A 20777-nucleotide genomic window follows, 5' to 3' on the forward strand; every position below is an offset into this window, starting at 1 on the left:
TGGCTGGCTTGAAGAGGTTGCGCGGGACGCGATCACAGCAGATGCTTCGTCAAGTCACCATGGCCTGTCCATACCGGGGGCCTTGTCCGGTCCTCGCAGGTACTCGCCGCGTTCCTGACCTTCCGAACGCTCCCGCTGGGCCTGTTGCGCGCTCTCTTCAAGTTGCTGAAGTTGTTCCTGTTTCGGGGGCGACGGCGTTTCCTGGTTAGGCGTAGTTGCATCATCGTTCCGCGACTCTCCCTCGGTGATTTTGCCGGCCAGCCGGTCCTGGGCCGCAACCAGGCTGCCACCCTCGCCGGCGGCGTTTGCCGGACCTGCCGTGTGGCATTGCGGCGGTGCGCTTTTTGCTGCGGCCATGGCTTCCCTGAACAGTTGGGCGGCGGCATCCCGATCCCCGGCGGCATCCCCCAACTTCTCGATGCTCAGGACCAGATTGACACGCACTTTGCACTCATCAACGCCGGAGCCGGCTTTCAGGGCGGACTCAAAGTCCTTCCGCGCAGCTGCGAAGTCCCCCGCTACAACGTGGGCATCCCCGGAGGCGAAATGTGCCTTGTGCGGCTCAAGGATGTTGGCTATCTGCAACCACGATGCAGCGCTGGCCACACCCTGCTGCTGCCCGGCGTCGAAGGACTGCCCGGCGGAGGCACCCAGGACCCCAACACTCAGGAGCTTCGCCGCAACTGCGAGCGCCACGAGCGCAGGTGGCGCAGACCAGAGTGCAAGACTGCTTCGCCGCCGTCGTGCTTTGTGGCCGGTCATGTGGTGGGCTCCTTCCGCATGGTGGGCCGAAGCGCTTGAAGAGCTGTGAAGTGCCGCAAGGGCTCGTAGATTGCCAGGAGAAAAGCGGCCAAGGCGAGCAGCCAGTAGAGTTCTACGCGCCCCGGGCCGTCGTGTGCCAAGGCAGTCGTGGCGCCGGGGTTCGCTTGGCCCAACATGTCCGATGTTGGCTCGGCGCCTGTTCTGTGGGCGTAGGGGACGTGGAGTTGCTCTGCGATGGTTCGCAACTGCGCTTCGTCAATTCGTGAGACGGCATCCTGTGGGGTGTTGGAGGTTTTGTCCTTCACGTATCCAGCGTCAGGGTCTGCGGTTTCCTTCATCGGGCCGCCCTCGCCGGTGCCGTACCCCAGTACCGCTCCCCCGGCCACATGGGTGGCATCCATGCGGGCCGGGGCCTCGGCACTGGTGTTCTCACCGTCGCCGGCGTAGAAGACGACTGCCGGGCGACCTGGATGTTGCTGGTTAGCGGCTGCGAGCCTTTCTTTCAGGAGTTGTGCCGCACCCGTGACGCTGCTCCCCTTGGCGTATCTGCTGTTTTGGGGTTGCAAGGTGGTCATGGCGGTTTGGAGGGCTGTTGCGTCCTGTGTGAGCGGCATACGGACGGTTGCTTTGTTGTCGAAGGTGATGAGGGAGAACTTGGCTCCGGCGAGTTCCTTGGCGATGGCCATGACGTCCTGTTTGACCCCTGAAAGCCGGGTGCCGGTTCCGTTGTAGTCTTCGGCTGCCATGCTGGTGCTGGTGTCTACCACGAAGTAGACGTCGAGGTCAGCGGTGGCGGTTTGGGCTTGGCCACCTGCCCAACCGGGACGCAAAGCGGCGAGCAGAAGAAGTACGACGGCGGCGCTCCGCAGGGCTGCGGGCCTCCAGGTTCGAAGCGGCTGGCTTCGAACACGCCTCATGCAGGTCCAGGCAGTGAAGCCCAGCACGGCGATGAATGCCAAGGCCAGTAGGGGCCACGGAATGATGGGGGCGAAGGTCATGGCTCCAGCCGCCATCCGAGCAGCAGCATTCCCGAGCCGGCAAGCAAGGCGATACCCAGAGGCCAAGCGGGTGTATCGGCTACTACTGCCTGGGGTGCTGCGAGGTAGCTTGTGGCCTCGGTTTCCTGCACTTTTTGGACAATGCCCGGCACGGCGGTGGGGCTGTCCAAGGTGAAGTAGGAGCCGCCGGTTCGTTCTGCTGCTGCCCTGAGCTGGGCGCCGGGCTGCCCGGGCTCGCCGTAGTCCATGTCGCCGGGGTTCAGCGCGTACACCTTCACGTTTTTCCCGGCGGCCAGCGCTGCGGCCTCGTCCAGGGTAAAGATCGGTTCCCCGTAGAGGAAGTTGTCAGTGGCCAGCACCACGGACCGCGAGCGCTGGTTGTCTCCTCGCTTGTTGTTTCCTCGCTTGGCATCAACTGCGTCGGTGTCGGGGAAGCTCTGTATGCACGATGCCAGTCCGTCACCAATGAGCGAGGAGCCTTCCCCGTTCCAGGTTCCGTCGAAGAAGGACCCGCTACCGCTGTCCAGAGCCTCCTTCGCTTGGGTGAGTTGTTCGGCGGCGTACTGGTAGTCGTCGGTGAGCGGGAAGAGTTGCACACTGCTGCTGTCGAAGATGACCATGCCGATTCTCTCGCCGTCGAACTCCTTGGCGAGGTCTTCGAATACTGCAGCGATGGCGGCATCTGTGCTGGTCATGGACCCAGAGACGTCCAAGCACAGCACGATGTCCCTGTTCCTGACTTCCGGCTGCTCTGTTGTTCGTTGGATGGGCCTCGCCGCTGCCGTGGCGGTCGCAGCGAGGAACACTGCGCCCAACACCACCGCGAGCGCCAAGCGGGTGCGGTGCCGGCGCAACGCTTGTTGGTATTCGGGGAGCTCAGTGAGCCGCCCACTGTGCGCGATTGGCCTGGTACTTTGCGGACGACGGCGGCGGTACAGACACGCTGTGACTGTCACGGCTGCTGCTGCCAGGGGAAGTATCCACCAGTAGCTTAGTTCCATGCCAAGACCACCTGACGTGCGGTCTCCGCGGATTGCCTGACCGTATGGACGGGTAGCGGCGCGAACTCGTTGGGATAGATGCCAGCCACAACTGCCGCAAGTTCCTTGAGGTCGTGGCGGTGGAGGTCCTCGAGGGTCATGTAGGTCATGGGCAAGCCAGTGGCCGCCCCGGCGAACTCCCGCACGAGGAAGCTGAGCCTTTGGTGGGCGTCGCGCGCTGGCAAGCGGCCGGCGTCGGCGTCCAGCGCTGTGGCGTGGATTGCGGCCAGGCAGGTGGCCCGAAGTGTCTCAAGATCCGGCACCGTCACCTGACGGGCTGGATCTTCGTAAACCGGCACCGTCTTGCGGACGGGCCGGAAGATCCATGCGTACCAAGCCCCGATGATGAGCACCAGAACGAGCCCAAGCCACAACCATTGTGGCTGATACTGCAGGGGCGAATAGAAGCCGGCTTCATCCTGCACGAGTGCCACCCCGGGCAAAGGTTCTTGTGGTGAAAGTTCCGGAGCGGTGCTTTTCCAGGAGTGAGAAGACTGCAGTCAGGACGTTCTCGCTGCCGGTTGTGTGTTCCTCGGCGATTCCCAGCCTGTGGAACACATCCCGCCGCCTCTGGTCGCGTTTAAGCATTGCCGCAGCGTAGGCGGCACGTACTTTGCCATCCACGGCCACGGACAGGGGAATTCCACGTCCCGTGCCCACGTCCGTGCTGTCTTGCATTTGGCTCCCTGCCTCAGCAGCTAGCTCGGCGTCCCGAACGGTCAGCCACAGGACTTCGTGCCGGCCGCGCAACCTGCGCATCAGGCCCTCCGTGCGGGCATCGGGCAGGAACTCGTCCGCAATTACGACAATGAGCAGGCGCCCCTTCAGGTACCTCAGCACATAATCCAGCTGCGCTGCGATGCCACTGGCTGGGCCGTCCAGGGAAGCACTCGCATCCACTTCACGGAGCAGCCGTTCCAAATGCTCCTCGCCACTGCGGGGCGGGAGGTACTTGGACGCAACGGCGTTCCCGTGAAGGAGACCCACGTCGTCACCGTGCCGGGAAGCGAGGTACCCCAGGACGCCGGCCGCATGAACGGCGATGTCCTTCTTGGACTCGCCGGAGAAAGCCTGTGCTGCCATGTTCCGGCCGGTATCCACCAGTAACAGGACCGCGTGGCGGCGAACTGCGACATAGCGCTTCACCAAGGGTGATCCGTGCCTTGCTGTGGCTTTCCAATCAATGTCACGGACCTCGTCGCCGGGGACATACGCCCGGAGCTCGTCGAAGTCCAGGCTCCGTCCTTTGAAGACCGAACCGTATTCGCCGTCAAGGAGGGTCAGTGTCCTATGGTGGGCGAAGATGAACATCTTCGACTTGACGCGTCGGAGGAGGCTGGGCACGTGCAGGCCCCTGCTACGGCGTCTGGACGGATGCCAGCACGGCATCGATCACGGTTTCCACTGAAATTCCCTCAACCACTGCATCAAATCCGAGAATGATCCGGTGACGCAAGATCCGATGTGCGAGGTTCTTGACGTCCTCAGGTATGACGTGGTCACGCCCTTTGAGCAGTGCCATGGCTCGGGCTGCCTGGCTGAAGGCGATGCTCGCCCGCGGGCTGGCGCCGAATTCCACGACGTTGGCCAGCCTGGGCTCCAAATACTGTGAGGCGTTGCGGGTGACGTACGCGAGTCCCACGATGTAGCGGACGATCGCCGGATCAATGTAGACCCGCCGTACCAATTCCTGGACCTGGACTACGGCGTCAAGGGAGGCGGCCGCCGGAGGCTTCTGGTCCGCGTTGAAGACGCCGGCGTCAATCCGCCGGATGACTTCCGCTTCCTCGGCAGGACTTGGATAGTCCAGTACGTCCTTGAGCATGAACCGGTCCATCTGGGCTTCGGGAAGACGATACGTCCCTTCTTGCTCGATGGGGTTCTGCGTAGCGAGCACCAGGAAGGGCTGGGGCAAAGGGTAGGACTCGCCGCCGATGGACGTCTGCCGTTCCTGCATCGCTTCCAGCATGGCGCTCTGGGTCTTGGCACTGGATCGGTTGATCTCATCCAGCAGGACGATGTTGGCGTGGACCGGGCCCAATTGGGTGACAAACGTGCCTTTGACGGCGTCGAAAATCTGCGTACCGGCGATGTCGCTGGGCAGCAGGTCCGGCGTGCACTGGATCCGGCGGAACTCTGCACTCACCGACTCCGCTATTGCTTGGGCAGCGGTGGTCTTTGCCAGGCCGGGCACACTTTCCAACAGGACGTGGCCACCGGTCAACAGGCCGATAACCAACGTCTCACGCAGCCTTGCCTGGCCCACCACTTTGTTTTCGAAGCTGCGTACGATGCTCCCGACGAGTTGCTGGGCACGGGCCATGTCCGGTGCATCGATTCCGGCTACGGCTGTGATCTGTTGCACTCGTGGTCCCCTTGCTGGCGCTGATGTGAAACGGCCACTCCATCCAAGCCTTCCCGGAGCAAGGCCGCAATGGGGACCCCTCCCCATGTGGTCTTCCTGGGTCTATTCTTTTGCCATGCATCAGCTACCAGCCGCCTATCAGAAGTACCTCGCCTCCCAGGACCAGCACGTCATCGACGCCGTACGGCCGGTCCTCCTCCAGTCTGCAGCAGACCAACGACACGGCGTCCGCATCACCTTCAACAGGGGCCCAACCGGTCACCAAGCCCATCTGGACGATTCCATACCCTACGGGGAGATCATCGAGGACATCGACTGACGGCGAACTAACCCTTCATAGCACCGGACAGGGCAAACGAATTTCCCATGCCCCGGGATACCAGCGCGTAAAGCACCAATACAGGGACCGAATACAAAATGGAGAACGCGGCCAGCTGGCCGTAAGCGATAGCGCCGTGCTGGCCAAAGAAGCTGAAGATGGATACTGCGGCTGGTTGCTTGGCTGTGGACAGCAACAGGATGAAGGGGACGAAGAAGTTCCCCCATGCCTGGATGAACACGAAAATGAACACCACTCCCAGCCCCTGCCTCATCAGAGGCAGGACGATGCTCCGCAAGGCCGCCATGGTGGAGGCCCCATCCACCCACGCCGCTTCCTCCAACTCGAGAGGAACGGAATCCATGAAGTTCTTGGTGATCCAGATCGCCATGGGCAACGTGGTAGTTGCCATGAAGAAGATAGTGGCCGCCATTGAGTCCAAAAATTTCAGCTGAACAAACAAGCCATAGACGGGCACCATGATGGCCGTCACGGGCAACGACGTCCCAAACAGGACTGTGTACATGAAGGGCTTATTGAACCGTGACTGATACCTGGACAACGGGTAGGCGGCAAGCACAGCAGCAAGCACATTCACCACAGCGGTGCCCGCGGACAACAGGAAGCTGTTTGCCAAGGGTTGGAACAACAACTCGGGCGTCATCACCGCACGGAAGTTCTCAGTGGACGGTGCCAACGGAACCTTGGTCTGGTACCCGGCTTGGGGATCGACGGCGGCCAACAGCAACCAGAGCAACGGCGCAACAAAGCAAATCCCGATGACCGTCAAGGCGATGTCCGCGCCCAACTTGGCCTTGGTGGTCATGACCGTTGCTCCCGTAGCAGCCGCACGTACACTGCACCGAAAACCATGCCCAAGAGAATCAACACCGACGCCACAGCCGTGCCGTAGCCAATGTCACCGAACTTGAATGCCTCTTGATAAGCCAATACCGGCAACGTGGCACTGGCATTGGCGGGGCCTCCGGCAGTCATCACCCAGATGAGGGTGAACACGGCCAACGTTTGAAGAGTGATGAGCATCAGGTTGGTGGCGATACTGCTCCGGATGAGCGGCAGCGTGATGAAGGCGAGCCGCTGCCAGCCTCGTGCCCCATCCATGAGCGCCGCCTCCGCGATATCCCTGGGAACGTCAGCCAGCGCTGCCCGGTAGACCAACATGGAGAAGGCAGTTCCACGCCAGGTATTCGCCAAGACGATGGCCACCAGGGGAAACGAGTACAGCCAATCCGGACCCACGCCGCCGAAGGCTCCCACAACCTGGTTGAGCGTTCCTTCACGATTGAAGTAGGCGTAGGCGGCAAACGCCGCCACGATCTCCGGAAGTACCCACGCCGCCACTACAGCGGTCCCCACCCAGGAAGCCGTTGCCCGGCGCGAACGCGTCATTAACAGGGCAATCAGCAAGCCCAACACATTCTGTCCCAGCACCGCCGACGCGGCGACGAAAACTACCGTGAGCCAAGCCGCCAAAGGGAAAGAGTCGTCGCTAAACATCCGGACATAATTTTCCGCCCCCACCCACTGCGGGTCTTTGGCCGCCCTCCCTGACAACGCGGCGTCGGTGAACGAGGCGTAGAAGGACCACGCAACAGGAGCCAGCAGGAACAAGAGGAGAAGGAGGACGGACGGGACAACGGGCAGCAGCCGCAGGAAGCGGCGCATTCTCATTTCTCCAGTACCTTGTCCTCACCTACCAGCTTGCGGACGGTGGCATCATATTCAGCTGCGGCGTCCTCAGGGCTCTGCTTACCTGTGATGACAGACTCAGTAGCCACCTGGACGGCCGTGGAAATCCTTGGGTAATCGGCAGTCGCCGGCCGGTAATGCGTTACCTTCACCAAGTCTGAAACGTCCTTCACGAACGGGTTGGCTGCCAAATACTCAGGCTCCGATGCAACATCGGTACGGACAGCGATCTGGGAGTTGTTGATGTCATAAGCCAGGGCGTTCTTCTTGTTCAGCGCTGTGGTAAGGAACTGGAAGGCCAGTTCAGGGTTCTTACTCTTCGCCCCCACCGCCAAGGTCCAACCACCGGACATGCTCACGCCGCCGGGGTCCTGTCCCTTCTGTGTGGGGAACATTGCTACGCCCATCTCCTGCTCATAGCCGGCCCACTCATACGCGCCGCCTTTCTGCCAGAACGACGGCGTGTAGGAACCTTCCACAGTTGCCCCGAGTTTGCCCTGCGGGAACCACTCGCCAAAAACCTTCTTCCAGACGTTCGCGTCCAGGGCTTCGGCAGGGCTCACGGCGAGCTTCTCGTCATAAAGGGTTTTCAAGAACGCCAAGGAGTCGGTGAACCCTTGGGAGCCCACCACCCATTTCTTTTGGTTCTCGTCATACAGGCTGCTGTCTGTGCCATAGAGCAGTTCGTAGAAGCCCTGCATGACCGTTCCCTCACCGGTCCCCTTGCCTGCATACATGTTGAAGGGGATCACATTGGGATCCGCAGCTTTCATGGCACGCGCGGCGGTCAGAATCTCTTCCCACGTTTTCGGCTGCCACGGTACGGAAATTCCCGCCTTCTGCAGGACGGACTTATTGTACCAAATGGCCCGGGTATCAGTGCCCAGCGGCACGGCATAAATACCGCCGTCATCCGCGCGGCCGGCTGCCTTGGCTGCTTCGTTGAACGCCCCCCAGTCGTCCCACTTCTCAAGGTAAGTGTCTAGCTTGAGGAGGTAGCCGGCGTCGACATCGGACCGCACCTTGAAGGTGTCCTCATAGAAAACATCCGGCGCCGTGTCAGCGGAACGCTGGGCCAGTGCGAGCTTTGTCCCATAGTCGTCGTCATTGGCTTGGATGGGCTGAAGGTCCACGGTCACACCGGAGTTGGAAGCTTCGAATTCCTTCTTGGCGTCCTGCATGACGGTGTCCAAGGCCGTGAACGAGTCAGTCTTCTGATAGACGATCTTCAGGGTTTTGCCCTCAGCAGCCTCAGGTGTGGGCGAACACGACGTCGCTGCCGTTAGAACGGCAGCGACGGAGATAACGGCAGCGAACCTGACAGCGACAGATTTCACCGACATTTTGGTCACTGTCTTATTTTTCACAGTGCGGCGCATGTTGCTCCATTCAGTCGAACGTGGCTACAGCCCCCATACTTCACCGTGACACCCATGCGACGTGGCCGAGCCTTGTGGATATTCAGTTGTCCTGCTTCGAACTAACCTTCCAGCAGGAGCCTTTGAGCGCGCGGAGCCAGCATGTGCTCCAAAACCAGGCAGGCGGCACCAATGGCGCCAACGTCTTCACCTACACCGGTTCCCACGACTTCCAAGTCATGGATCATACGGGCTGCGTTGTTCTTGTCCAGCAAATCCGGTACACGTTCCAGGAAGTAAGGGGACATCCGCCCCCAGAATGGACCGCCAAAGACAACGCGCTCCACGTCCAACGTGTTGGTCACTATGGACACGGCGCGTGCCACCAGTGTGGCGGACTTGTCCAGGATGGCAATGGCTTTTGCGTCACCTGCATCTGCTTTGTCGCACAACGCGGCATAGCGTTCCTGGACTTCGGGGCCGTCCGCACCCGCCCGGTGCCCTTCAAGCAAACCGGCGGCTTCGGCCTCGGCCACCAGCACTTGTGGAATGCAGGAAGACTTGACGCAGCCATGCAACCCGCAATCACACTGGGGGCCGTTTGGGTCCACCACTATGTGGCCGATTTCGCCGGCATTGCCCGAGGTGCCGCGCACTACTTCATCATTGAGCACAATGCCGCAGCCGATACCTGTTCCCATGTACATGAACACGAAGCTGCCGGCCCCACTCGCACCGCCAGCCCAGGTTTCCGCCACAGCGGCACTTGTCACGTCCTTGTCCACCAGCGTTTCCATGCCTGTGGCCTCAGCCAATGCCTCGCGGATGCGCACACGGTTCCATCGCGTCAGGAGGGGCGGCTCCACCACGGAGCCCTCGTCGAGGTCGATCGGGCCCGGAACCGCAACGCCAAGCCCGGCAATCTTGGAAGCATCCACGCCTGACTCTTCAATGAGGATATTGATCTGTTCGGCGATGCTGGTGATCACGTCGGCAGGGTCACCGCCGGGGGTAGCCATCCGCGAATGCCTCACGACGTCGCCCAGCAAGTCGAGGACAACAAAGGTGATGACGGCCGGGTCCAGATGAACGCCCACTGCGTACATGCCAGCGGGGTTGAGACGCAGGATGGTCCTGGGCTTGCCGGGACCCGAGCCTTCCTTACCGGCCTCCACAATCAGTTGCTGATCCAGGAGGCGTCGGGAAATATTCGAAATCGTCTGCGGAGAAAGCCCCACGATCTGGGCCAGCTCAACGCGGCTGAGACCGCCTGATGACCGCCGGATCGCCTCCAGAATAACGGTGAGGTTGAAGTCCCCCATGCGGGGAAGGTTGGTTCCGCGCCTCGGTGTCGGCTGCCGGATCTCAGTCACTGATGCCCCTCGTCATTGGGAAAAACTTCGTCGAAGATGGTCTTTGTCTGAATCGTACGATACCGCCGCCGCTTCGGGTACGAGCACACGCTGATGCCGGCATCAGGGCTTGGTAACGATGACGCTGCCTAACGTCCGAATGCTATTCCGGCAGACCCCCGATGCCTGCTCCCACCACTTTCGATTGCCCTCAGGACTTCCGGCTTCGAGTCACAGTGAACTTCGGGTTCCGGCCTTCCTCCACCGTTGGCCCGATGTTCCGTTCCAAGGCAGCCCGGTACTGCAAATGGCTGTTGTAAACGGTCCACAGCTCTCCCCCAGGCGCAAGAACCCGGGCGGCCGCTTGAAACATCTTGAGCGCAGCGCCGGCATGCACACTGGCCCCAAGGTGGAACGGCGGGTTCAGCAAGATGAGGTCAGCACTGCCCGGCTCAAGGGCGGACATAGCGTCATCGTGGATCACTGCCACCCGCTCCCCCAACCCGTTTGCAGCTGCCGTAGCCTTGGCTGAAGCAACGGCTGCCGCTGACTGGTCGGTGGCGACGACGAGGGCGTCAGGGTGGCGAAGCGCATACATCGTGGCGAGAATACCGGTTCCGCAGCCCAGATCCACCACGCGCCGCGATGCCGGCATACGGTCCAGGAACGTCAGAAGGTAGCGCGTGCCTATGTCCAGGCGGGCGCCGGAGAAAGCAGCACCATGCGCGCACACGGTGATTCCCAGCTCCGGCAGGGATTCCACCACGGGAAAGGGACGCTTTCCGGCTGTCGGTTTGGGGTCCCGTGCCACCAGGACCCGGGACTTCTGCCGGGCAAGTTGCGGTTGGACCGCCGAGAAGTAGCGTTCCAGGACCTCATTCATGCCCAGGGACATGTGCTTCACGCGACCTCCGGCCAGCAAGACCGCATCCGGTGCCGCAAACCGTGCTACGGCGTCGGCGATTTCCTCCAACTCAGCCAAAGATTTAGGCAACTGCAGAAGCACAACGCCTGCACCGTCCAGCAAGTCACGGTCCAGTTCGTATTCGGTGAAACGCCCTTCCAAGCCGGCCGACGCGGCATTGCGTTTCAGCGCAAGCCTTCCAGTGAAAAGGTCTTGGCTAACGCGTACATGCCCGACGCCGAGTCCAGCCAAGGTGCCCAATGTCAGCGCGCCATAGCGATCGCCAATGACAACCACCTTTGTACCGGGCTCGAGCATGTCCGCGGCCGTGTCCAACAGGAGCCTGTCTGTGGCATCAAAGGCCTGCAGGTTGTCCGCTTCGACGTCGGGAAGCCTGCTCAACGTACCTAAGAGCGCTTCAACATCCATTGCCGTCACGGTGTGGTTCTCACTTTCATGCTTAACTGTCTCGACTTTAGGGTGGCTTGGGAGGAACCTAGTGCTTGCACGACACAAACACCTGTCATGCCTTCGGTTGGAGACCACCAAGGCGGCAGGCACAGGTCACGGCGACCCCTGGAGCCAGGCACCGGGATCCACTCATCATCGGGCTCCCCTTCCCCTGTGAGAAGCCATGAGTGTCAATGTTGTCACGAACCTTGAAGTAAAGTCCCACAACTCTCCCGATGAAACGAGGCGCCCTGATAAGACAGTGTTGGACCTTGTCACCGTGGGCGATTACACAATCGGCCGTATGACGTTTGAACCAGGGTGGACCTGGGCTGACTGCATCAAGCCAGTGGTTGGCACCGACTCCTGCGAATTGAGCCACGTCGGGTTCTGCCTTTCCGGCAACTTGGAGGTAGAAACCAATGACGGCGGCAAGATCAGCATTTCAGCCGGTGACTCCTACACTATCCCGCCGGGTCACAACGCCCATGTGGTGGGCGATCAACCCTTCCAAGGCGTCGAGTTCGTCAGCGGCGCCGAATTCGCGCGTCCTACGCAATAGTCCCCAGGTACCAAGGACGGAATAACAGAAAGACCCCGCTCAATGAGCGGGGTCTTTCAACCGAAGTGGGACTGTTCTCCTGGCATGCAAACGAACTGCGTACGGCCCACCGGCACCTTTCGACAGATCGCTCGCAGTCTCGGCCGCAGGCGATCCAAGGCAGCACGCGCAAGATGCAGCCACGACTATCGGCCGAGAAAGTCGGCCAGATCGACAGCTTATGAAGCAGGGAAGACGGTCTATGAGCTCGCCGCCGAGTACGGCTGTCATCGCCTGACGATTAGCGGTGCCCTGAAGCGGCAAGGCGTCGCCCTCCGACGCACTTCGCCGACCGCTGAACAGATCGACGAGATGGTTCGCCTCTATGAATCCGGGCCGTCGCTAGCAAGGATCGGTGAGCAGTTCGCCATGAACGCCAGCACCGTGCTCGCCCAGTGCGCACGGCGCCAACGGCGGTGAGGACGGTCCAGAAGTCCCAGGTCAGCGATCGGGGCAGGGCATTGACCAGAACGAGCACGATAAGCCACAAGACCTGCACCGCAACCCTCAGCCGCATTCGGCTCATGGCTACTCGTCACCTCTAGAACTCAGCCCGAAGAACCGCTCAAAGAACGCTCCGAGTTTCTGGATCACGCGTTGCTTCTTCTCGCCGTGGCCGCCGTCGGCGGAGAAGCGTGAGACGGGTGGCAGCACCTTGGTGATCGCGGTGCCGCTGGTGCGGATCTGGCCGTCGCGGAACGCGGTCTCGACGAAGGAGTGTGTCTCGTCGGGTCGGAGGTTCTCATTGGCGATGATCGTCTCGAGTTCAGCCTCGCGCTTGGCGGTGATGAACGCGCGCCATTCCTGATCGATCTCACCATCGGCAGAGAGGGAGTCGACGAAGTCTTCGACGAGGTCCTTCTTGTTGCGCAGTGTCGGGCTGGCGTCGATCGCGCGGGAGATCTCAGCGCGGATCTCTTTGTCGTCGCCGTCTCCTCGTTCGTCGCGGTACTTCTGGACGAGCATGAGGATGTAGTCGACGTTGATCTCGACCTGCTTGATCAGCTCGATCTCGAAGACGATGTCCTCGTTGATCCGCTCCTTATCTGCATCCTTGTCTTTGCGGAACTCCGCATACAAGTCGAGATAGACGCTGCGGTAGTCCTGGCTCTGTCGCTCCGTGAGGATCTCGTTGCCGAAGAAGTCGTCAAAGGAGGTGAGGATATTTTGCAGGCGCAGGATCGCGCCGAACAGTTGAATGAACTGCTTCTGTGCTGATTCCCCGACGATCGGTTTGCCGAGCGGGAAAGCACTCAAAAGCTCCGCGGTCTTCTCCGCGTAGTCGTTGTAGTACTCGGCGTAGGGCTTCAGGAGCACGACACCGCGCGCATCCTTGTTCCCGAACAGTGCGATGGCATCGTTGGTCTGCTCTTCAAGGTCGCGGAAGCTGACGATGTTGCCGTACGTCTTCACCGAGTTCAGGATGCGGTTCGTGCGCGAGTACGCCTGAATCAGCCCGTGGGCACGCAGGTTCTTGTCGACGAACAGCGTATTGAGAGTCGTGGCATCGAAGCCGGTGAGGAACATGTTCACGACGATGACCAGATCGAGATCCCGGTTCTTCAACCGCTGCGAGAGGTCTTTGTAGTAGTTCTGGAACCGGTCGGCGCTCGTGTCGTAGCTGGTGCCGAAGATGTCGTTGTAGTCCTGGATAGCGTCCTCAAGGAAGCTCCGGGCGTCGGTCGACAGAGCGTCGGTGTCGAATGCCTCGTCATCAAGGATGCCGTCATCGGTGGCGTAGTTCGCGCCATAGGAATAGATGAGGCCGATCTTCAACCGGCGATCCGGTGGCAGCTGTTCTTGCTGCATCTGGAAGTGGTTGTAGTAGCGGCGAGCGGCATCGATCGAGGCGGTGGCGAAGATCGCGTTGAAACCACGCACCCGCTTCCGCTCTCGTACGGCCTCCGCCTGCCGCCGTGTGCGTGTGGACTCGGCCACGTTCGTGACGACGGAGTGCTCAAACATCGACGAGCGTTTCGTCTTCTGATCAAAATGCTCCAGCGTGTACGAAACAATCTGGCTGATTCGTTCCGTGGCAAGCAGCGCCTTCTCGGTATCGATCGCAGAGACCTGCTTGTCGATGACGGTGCCGACCTTGACCGTGTTGACGTAGTCGATCCGGAAGGGTAGCACGTTCTTGTCGGTGATCGCATCCACGATCGTGTACGTGTGCAGCTTCTCCCCGAACGCCTGCTCCGTGGTGTTCAGCTGCGGGTTCCCGCCACTGCCGGAGTTAGCGGAGAAAATCGGGGTGCCGGTGAACCCGAATAGGTTGTACCGCTTGAACGCCTTCGTGATCGCCGTGTGCATGTCACCGAACTGCGAACGGTGGCACTCATCGAAGATGATCACGACGTGCCCGTCGTAGATCGGGTGACCCTTGTTCGCCCCGATGAACGTCGATAGCTTCTGGATCGTCGTGATGATAATCCGCGCACCCGGATTCTCGAGCTGCTTCTTCAGCACGGCCGTCGAAGTGTTGGAGTTCGCCGCACCTTTCTCGAACCGGTCGTACTCACGCATCGTCTGGTAGTCGAGATCCTTGCGGTCTACAACAAACAGCACCTTGTCTACGCTCGGAAGCTTCGACGCGAGCTGCGCTGCCTTGAACGAGGTCAGTGTCTTGCCCGACCCGGTCGTGTGCCACACATACCCACCCGCAGCCACCGTGCCGAGCTGCTTGTAGTTTGTCGATATGTTGACCCGCTGCAGTATCCGCTCGGTAGCCACGATCTGGTAGGGCCGCATCACCAACAGCAACCGGTCGGCCGTGAGCACGCAGTACTTCGTCAGGATGTTCAACAACGCATGCTTCGCGAAGAACGTCTTCGCAAACGCTGGCAGATCCTGAATCGGCTTGTTCTGCGCATCCGCCCACCACGAAGTGAACTCGAAACTGTTCGACGTCTTCCGCACCCGCTTCGACCCAGCGGCCTCGCTGAGGTGCTGGCGACGAGCGGTGTTCGAGTAGTACTTCGTCAACGTGCCATTCGAGATCACGAACAGCTGCACGTACTCGAACAGTCCAGACCCCGCCCAGAAACTGTCCCGCTGATACCGGTCGATCTGGTTGAACGCCTCACGAATATCAACGCCACGGCGCTTCAGCTCAACGTGCACCATCGGCAACCCGTTGACCAGCACCGTCACGTCGTAGCGATTCGATCGGGCAGAGCCGCCATCGCCCTGGCCAATCTCGTACTGGTTGATCACCTGCAAGCGATTGTTGTGAATGTTCTGCTTGTCGATCAGCAGGATGTTCTTCATCGAACCGTCGTCACGCTTCAGCAGCTGAACATGATCCTCCTGGACCCGCACCGTCTTCTCCACGATGCCATCGTTCGCGCTAGCAATTCGCTCTGAGAAGAACTGGCACCACTCCGCATCTGAGAAGATAACTCCATTCAGTGCTTCGAGCTGATTGCGGAGGTTTGCAACGAGCTGCGCCTCCGACGTGATGGGCAAGTACTCATACGCTTGCGACTCAAGCAGCCTGATCAACTCACGCTCAAGTTCCGCCTCCGACTGATACGAGCCAGCGACCGCCGCGTCAGGGATGTACTCAGCAACAACCGTGCTCTCAGACGAGACAGCGATCGGATCGTACGTCCGCGGAGTCAGGTCGCTCACGACGCAGCCTCCCACCTGAACGCTTTTAGGAACTCCTGAAACTCACTCTTTAGAGCGTCTTTGTATTCTTCGGCCACCTCGGAACTGTCCAGATCTGAGAAACGATCATGGCTATACAGATTGAGGACCTTCGTCAACAGGACCGCATCAGGTCCGGTCAGCAGGTCGCCCCAACCTCCCGAGTGCCCGAGGAAGTTGGCCGTTTTCTCGAGAAGAGCTCGGAACTGATTGAAGTGACCTCGCTCAATCGCATTCGCAGAGATTGCCGATTGAAGATCTTCAACGATCCCCAGGTGGTAACTGAAAGGAGAGTCATTCGATTGCTTCTTCAGTGACCATCCCGCAACTAGTTCATGCTTAAGAACGTACGCTTGGTTCTTTTTTCGACGTAGCGAGTTGAACAGAACGTTGAAGAAGAGGGCGTGGTGGGTTGCGATGACGAATCTCAGGCCCAGTTCCGATGCTCGCTTTATAAGCTCCGCCAAAGCGAGCGCCACTGACACGATGCGCACATCGTCCATGGATGACACCGGGTCGTCTATGACCGCAAGCGTTAGCTGGTCATAGTCAGATGTTGAACGCAGATCAGGGCTATCACAAAGCGTCTCAATTGCTTCGCTCAAAACAGAATAATAGACACTCCAAACAAATATACTCTCCTCGGCTCTCGATATCTTGATACCGTCCGTCGAACTGTCATCACCCTTGTGTATGCCAAAGCTAATCTCGCCGCTCTCGAAGTCAAGCCTTGGTTCAATTCTGCCGCTCGTGAAGGCTTGGAAACTATCGATGATCGCACTGTCAAGACCTTGCGTCACGATAGTTTCCAGTAGCTCTGACTCCAGATTCATCTTGAGCACGACTCGCTGGTTATCCCAGGTGAATACGTCCTCAACAAAGGAGTTATAGAGGACTACGCCCTCCGGATCACGCTCCTTAAGGTGCTGAGCCAGCCGAGTCTTACCGATTGTGTTCGGGGCATAAATGAGGGCGCTACGCGAATCGGCAAGGCTCTGTAACACCTCGTCCGCCAAGCTCGCGATTGTTTCATGGTGGCTCGTCATCTAATCGGCCTCCCTGAAGCTCAGCAGCTTGTCGCGGTAGTACTCGTACTGCTTACGACGCGCGGTAAGCTCAGCAGGGAGACCAACACTGAGATCATTGACGAGCGCATCAAATTGATCAAGGATTCTGGCAACCCGCTGCTGCTCTTCAAGTGGCGGAAGTGCAATTCGGATCTTTGAGAAGTCGCTCTTGTTGATGATGGGCATTGTTCCACCAGCCCGCTCTCCCTGCGCACGAATCTCGTCACGCATTGAGGTGAGAACGTGGAACACGAAATCTGTAGCGATTCCGGAGTTGGGAGTAAGAGAGTTAATCTGCTGGTTTGTTGCACACGCATTTGCGTTAAGAACTGTCTTGCCCATATCGGCACCGATACAGGTAACCAGCAATGAACCTTCAGGAACGATAGCTTTCGAAAGTGCTTCTGCACCCGAAATCGAAAGTTGACGTGCGGGGCTATGAATCCGTTTCATCCCGTTCTTGATGTCGGACGGAGTAACGAAATCAAGGTGGTCCCCCCACGCGGAAGAGTCGGAGGACTTGGGTGTTCGCCCGGTTACGATTCGACCAAGCTCACCTAGCTCAACTAGCCGACCAAGCGCTGCTGCGTCAGCGAGCAACTCTGTTCGGTAGTGCTCGTACTGGCGTCGTCGGGCTTCCAGCTCCGCTTCCAGCTCCGCTTCCAGCTGAGTGAACTGATCCAATACTCGCACGATCTCTCGCTGCACCTCGAGAGGCGGCACGGGGATTCGCAATGAATTCAGGACGGTCTGCGTTTGGCTCGGGACCCCACCCGCCTGGTTCATCTCACCGAGCTTCATCGTGAGCAACTGGTGGTACACAAACTTCGGCTCAACTTGAGAGGTATCGATCTCGGTTCGGAAAATCGTATCAACCACCCAGAACGGCCCCTCGACATAGAATATGTTGCCAAGAGAGCCCTTACGGGGAATGAGCACGGACGGCCCTTCGGCTGCAGCAGCGTCGACGTAGCGCATGATCCCGCCACTTCCATAGACAGGGATATCACCGTCCCCAAGCGACTTATGGTCCTTGCCATTCTTGATACGCAGCACTTCGCCCAGTGTTTTTGACTCCACACCCTCCGGCGCAAGCTCTGCGATCAGATCGTCAATGCTGCTCACCTCGTACCCTCCAGGTCAGCAACGATCTCGTCGATAGAGGTTCGGAGTTCCTGCTGGCGGGCGACGATGTGCGCGATCTCAGCGTTGAGTACCGTGATGTCGACGACCTCGCGGGTGTCTTTTTGCTCGACGTAGGAGGACACGGCGATGTTGTAGTCATTGGCCGCGATGCGTTCGTTCGACACAAGCGTCGCGACGTGATCAACGCTCTCTCGGGTAATGAAGGTGTCGAGGACGTGCTGTCGGTGGGTGTCGGTGAGCTTGTTTTTGTTGCCAACACGTGTGAACTCGGCAGATGCGTCAATAAAGAGCACGGAGTTGTCGGTTTTCGACATCTTGAGCACGATGATGCAGGTCGCAATCGTGGTGCCGAAGAACAGGTCCGGTGGGAGCTGGATCACGGCATCAACGAAGTTGTTGTCGATGAGGTACTGCCGGATCTTGCGTTCCGCGCCACCTCTGTAGAGCACGCCAGGGAACTCGACGATCGCCGCCGTGCCATTGACGGCGAGCCAGCTCAGGATGTGCATTGTGAAGGCAAGGTCGGCCTTCGATTTCGGTGCCAGCACACCGGCTGGAGCGAATCGTGGATCGTTGATCAGCAGTGGGTTCGCGTCACCGTCCCACTTGATCGAGTAGGGCGGGTTAGAGACGATCGCTTCGAACGGTTCGTCGTCCCAGTGGGCGGGATCGGTGAGGGTGTCGCCGTGGGCTAGGTTGAACTTTTCGTAGTTCACGTCGTGCAGGAACATGTTGATGCGAGCGAGGTTGTACGTGGTCAGGTTGATCTCCTGGCCATAGTAGCCCTGACGCACGCCACCTTTGCCGAGTACCTTCTCGAACTTCAGCAGCAACGAACCAGAGCCGACCGCCGGGTCGTAGACCTTGTTCACCTGAGTCTTGCCAACCACGGTGATGCGAGCGAGAAGCTCGGAGACCTCCTGCGGCGTGTAATACTCACCACCGGACTTACCGGCACTTGAGGCATACATCTGCATGAGGTACTCGTAAGCATCACCGAACAGGTCGATCGAATTATCCTCGAAGTTTCCCAGCGGCAGGTCACCGATCGCGTCGAGCAGCTTCACAAGCTTCTCGTTGCGCTTAGCTACCGTACCTCCAAGCTTCGAGCTGTTTACATCAAGATCATCAAACAGACCCTTGAGATCATCCTCGGCATCGGTGCCAATCGCGGAGCCTTCAATGTTCTTAAACACCCGGGCGAGGGTTTCGTTGAGGTTCGCGTCGTTGGCTGCCTGCGTGCGGACGTTCTGAAACAGCTCGGATGGCAGGATGTAGAAACCCTTTTCCTCCACGGTTTCCTTGCGTCCAAACTCTGCCTGGGAGTCCCCGAGCCCAGCGTAGTCGAAGTTTTGCTCGCCTGCTTCGTGTTCGCTCTTATTGATGTAGGCGGTGAGGTTTTCGGAGATGAACCGGTAAAACAGCATGCCAAGCACGTAGGACTTAAAGTCCCAGCCGTCAACGGATCCGCGAAGGTCGTTCGCGATGCGCCAGATCGTTTTGTGCAGTTCGGCGCGCTGTCCTTCTTTGGTGGTCGGTGCCATGTGGTTCGTCTCCTGCGCCGAGGCGCGTCTTTAGTTTTGGGTGCGGGATAATCTCAACCTAGCGGCAGGCACAGACATCAGTCGGTTGCCACGCGCGGCATGAGTAGGAACATGGATGCAGCCGGGAGCATGTGTCGCGTCAACCGGGCGCTGCGATCTATCTGTGATTATCTCATGTTCGACGGTTTTCGAGAAAACCTCGCCACCCCAGAGTCCGCTGTGAACGTGGCGTAGGGTGAGGGTCGCGGTGCCGCGGGAATTGAGCTGGACGCGACTGCACTCGTTGGCGGCGTGTAGCCGGGCGAAGGGGCTTGTTCCCTCGAACTTCCAGATACTGGCGGGGAGCTCGCCGATAAATCCGACGCGGGTGGTGAAAAGTAGCGCCCGTTGATGCAGCGCCCGGCTGCCAAGAATCATCCGTTCTGGCTCGTGGCCGTCCTCGGGTGGGATGATGCGGAATCACTCCATCCAGATCGAGCACGCCGAAAACCTCATTCAGGATCTCTACGACCGCATCAGTCTCGCACCCGACTCCCGCCGTGAGCTCGAAACAGTCCTCCGGCACGGGCTGAAGCAACTTCGCACCGACACAGATACCGAGCGGGAACAGCTCGAGAACACGAAGCAGAATATTGAACGTCGCCAGTGCAAGCTCCTCAAAGCCCACTACAACGACGCGATCCCCATCGACATGCTCGGCACTGAGCAGAAACGCCTCGACACCGACCTCACCGCCACGACCCGCAGTCTCAACACCATCAATGCCGACCTTACCGAGGCCGACGAGCTCATTACAATCGCGCTCGACATTGCCCAGCACGCAGGCACCACTTACCGTCAAGCCCCCGAACATATCCGACGCATGTTCAACCAGCTCCTCTTCGAAAAACTCCTCGTCACAACCGACAACGACGGCAGCCGGCAGATTGATGCGACCTACAAGGCACCATTCGAAATCGTCTACGGCCCAGACAGCCGAGCGCTTGTCCACGAGGCACGACGCAGTTAGCGCGCCACCATCCCAGTCAGTACGGGGCAAACGAAAGAGCCCGCCGAAGCCGGCGGGCTCTTCCAGGACATACTGTCCAATAATCTCATTGCTCTTGTCGAGGGTCCGAGTAAGAGCATCATGGTGGAGCTGAGGGGACTCGAACCCCTGACCCCCTGCATGCCATGCAGGTGCGCTACCAGCTGCGCCACAGCCCCGGATGTTACTGGAAAACCATTCCCTGCGAGCGGTTTGATTTCTCTTCCCGTCGAAGCAACTCGTCAATACTAACCACAATCATGTGAGAAGCGAAATCGTCGGAACATGAGCTGCGTCACCCCGCCCAGCTGCCATGCTGGCGACAGACCCAGCCGAGGTGCGACGGATTCATCCACCGCACCTCCCCCCAAACCAGCTGCGCCGGGGTCGCCAACAATGCGCGGCGACTCCCCCTGAAGTCTAGAATCTCTTTGAAGCAAAACCAAACCGTTCAGTCGGTTTAACACACTGCACCCGCCATGGCCA

At 59.5% G+C, this 20777-nt stretch carries 18 protein-coding genes and 1 tRNA gene; 3 read left to right on the forward strand and 16 right to left on the reverse strand.

Going from position 1 to position 20777, the window contains the following annotated elements; all coding sequences use genetic code 11:
* Positions 1-54 precede the first annotated feature (54 nt).
* The 6 genes from ACIQTW_RS01960 to ACIQTW_RS01985 are packed head-to-tail and all read right to left on the reverse strand — an operon-like array spanning position 55 to position 5165.
* Complete coding sequence (locus tag ACIQTW_RS01960) at positions 55-762, reverse strand: hypothetical protein (protein WP_402933125.1); 708 nt, start codon at positions 760-762, stop codon at positions 55-57.
* Positions 759-1775 carry a VWA domain-containing protein gene (locus ACIQTW_RS01965; protein WP_402933128.1) on the reverse strand — a complete coding sequence of 339 codons (1017 nt, stop codon included), beginning with the start codon at positions 1773-1775 and terminating at the stop codon, positions 759-761. Before ACIQTW_RS01965 ends, ACIQTW_RS01960 begins: the two co-directional genes overlap by 4 nt.
* Positions 1757-2761, reverse strand: coding sequence for a VWA domain-containing protein (locus tag ACIQTW_RS01970; RefSeq protein ID WP_402933131.1), 1005 nt, complete (start codon positions 2759-2761; stop codon positions 1757-1759). The genes ACIQTW_RS01965 and ACIQTW_RS01970 overlap by 19 nt, the downstream gene beginning before the upstream one ends.
* The gene (locus ACIQTW_RS01975) at positions 2752-3225 is read right to left on the reverse strand and encodes a hypothetical protein (protein ID WP_402933133.1); all 474 of its coding nucleotides are present in this window, start codon (positions 3223-3225) and stop codon (positions 2752-2754) included. Before ACIQTW_RS01975 ends, ACIQTW_RS01970 begins: the two co-directional genes overlap by 10 nt.
* Positions 3215-4144 carry a DUF58 domain-containing protein gene (locus ACIQTW_RS01980; RefSeq protein WP_402933136.1) on the reverse strand — a complete coding sequence of 310 codons (930 nt, stop codon included), beginning with the start codon at positions 4142-4144 and terminating at the stop codon, positions 3215-3217. Before ACIQTW_RS01980 ends, ACIQTW_RS01975 begins: the two co-directional genes overlap by 11 nt.
* A 13-nt stretch (positions 4145-4157) precedes the next feature.
* Positions 4158-5165, reverse strand: coding sequence for an AAA family ATPase (locus tag ACIQTW_RS01985; RefSeq protein ID WP_402933139.1), 1008 nt, complete (start codon positions 5163-5165; stop codon positions 4158-4160).
* A gap of 115 nt (positions 5166-5280) precedes the next feature.
* Between ACIQTW_RS01985 and ACIQTW_RS01990 the strand changes: the two genes are divergently transcribed.
* Positions 5281-5484, forward strand: coding sequence for a hypothetical protein (locus ACIQTW_RS01990; protein ID WP_402933141.1), 204 nt, complete (start codon positions 5281-5283; stop codon positions 5482-5484).
* A gap of 7 nt (positions 5485-5491) precedes the next feature.
* Here ACIQTW_RS01990 and ACIQTW_RS01995 read toward each other — a convergent pair whose 3' ends face one another.
* The 5 genes from ACIQTW_RS01995 to ACIQTW_RS02015 all read right to left on the reverse strand — a co-directional run bounded on the left by ACIQTW_RS01995 (position 5492) and on the right by ACIQTW_RS02015 (position 11369).
* On the reverse strand, positions 5492-6310 hold the full coding sequence (locus ACIQTW_RS01995) for a carbohydrate ABC transporter permease (protein WP_402933144.1): 819 nt from the start codon (positions 6308-6310) through the stop codon (positions 5492-5494).
* On the reverse strand, positions 6307-7176 hold the full coding sequence (locus tag ACIQTW_RS02000) for a carbohydrate ABC transporter permease (protein WP_402933146.1): 870 nt from the start codon (positions 7174-7176) through the stop codon (positions 6307-6309). Before ACIQTW_RS02000 ends, ACIQTW_RS01995 begins: the two co-directional genes overlap by 4 nt.
* Positions 7173-8537, reverse strand: a complete 1365-nt coding sequence (locus ACIQTW_RS02005; protein ID WP_402936173.1) for an extracellular solute-binding protein — start codon at positions 8535-8537, stop codon at positions 7173-7175. The genes ACIQTW_RS02000 and ACIQTW_RS02005 overlap by 4 nt, the downstream gene beginning before the upstream one ends.
* Before the next feature lie 137 nt (positions 8538-8674).
* Positions 8675-9925: an ROK family transcriptional regulator gene (locus tag ACIQTW_RS02010; RefSeq protein ID WP_402933149.1), complete on the reverse strand. Its 1251-nt coding sequence runs from the start codon at positions 9923-9925 to the stop codon at positions 8675-8677.
* Positions 9926-10115: 190 nt separating this feature from the next.
* Positions 10116-11369 carry a class I SAM-dependent methyltransferase gene (locus ACIQTW_RS02015; RefSeq protein ID WP_402933152.1) on the reverse strand — a complete coding sequence of 418 codons (1254 nt, stop codon included), beginning with the start codon at positions 11367-11369 and terminating at the stop codon, positions 10116-10118.
* Between the two features lie 73 nt (positions 11370-11442).
* On the opposite strand from ACIQTW_RS02015, the gene ACIQTW_RS02020 reads away from it, so the two are divergent.
* Positions 11443-11820, forward strand: coding sequence for a cupin domain-containing protein (locus tag ACIQTW_RS02020; RefSeq protein ID WP_402933155.1), 378 nt, complete (start codon positions 11443-11445; stop codon positions 11818-11820).
* 567 nt (positions 11821-12387) lie between these two features.
* Here the strand turns inward: ACIQTW_RS02020 and ACIQTW_RS02025 are convergent.
* From ACIQTW_RS02025 to ACIQTW_RS02040, 4 genes are read right to left on the reverse strand one after another with little or no spacing between them, the layout of a single operon-like run.
* A complete protein-coding gene (locus ACIQTW_RS02025) occupies positions 12388-15489 on the reverse strand; it encodes a type I restriction endonuclease subunit R (RefSeq protein ID WP_402933158.1) in 3102 nt (1033 codons plus the stop codon).
* Positions 15486-16553: a hypothetical protein gene (locus ACIQTW_RS02030; protein WP_402933161.1), complete on the reverse strand. Its 1068-nt coding sequence runs from the start codon at positions 16551-16553 to the stop codon at positions 15486-15488. Before ACIQTW_RS02030 ends, ACIQTW_RS02025 begins: the two co-directional genes overlap by 4 nt.
* Positions 16554-17699: a restriction endonuclease subunit S gene (locus ACIQTW_RS02035; RefSeq protein WP_402933164.1), complete on the reverse strand. Its 1146-nt coding sequence runs from the start codon at positions 17697-17699 to the stop codon at positions 16554-16556.
* Positions 17696-19264: a type I restriction-modification system subunit M gene (locus ACIQTW_RS02040; RefSeq protein ID WP_402933167.1), complete on the reverse strand. Its 1569-nt coding sequence runs from the start codon at positions 19262-19264 to the stop codon at positions 17696-17698. The genes ACIQTW_RS02035 and ACIQTW_RS02040 overlap by 4 nt, the downstream gene beginning before the upstream one ends.
* Positions 19265-19715: 451 nt before the next feature.
* Here ACIQTW_RS02040 and ACIQTW_RS02045 point away from each other — a divergent pair, with 451 nt between their 5' ends.
* Entirely contained in the window at positions 19716-20273 is a 558-nt protein-coding gene (locus ACIQTW_RS02045) for a hypothetical protein (RefSeq protein ID WP_402933170.1), read from the forward strand.
* Between the two features lie 121 nt (positions 20274-20394).
* On the opposite strand, the gene ACIQTW_RS02050 is transcribed toward ACIQTW_RS02045, so the two are convergent.
* Positions 20395-20470: transfer RNA gene (locus tag ACIQTW_RS02050), tRNA-Ala, on the reverse strand.
* Positions 20471-20777: the final 307 nt, after the last annotated feature.

Source organism: Paenarthrobacter sp. NPDC090517, assembly GCF_044769165.1.
In the GTDB taxonomy this organism is placed as follows: domain Bacteria; phylum Actinomycetota; class Actinomycetes; order Actinomycetales; family Micrococcaceae; genus Arthrobacter.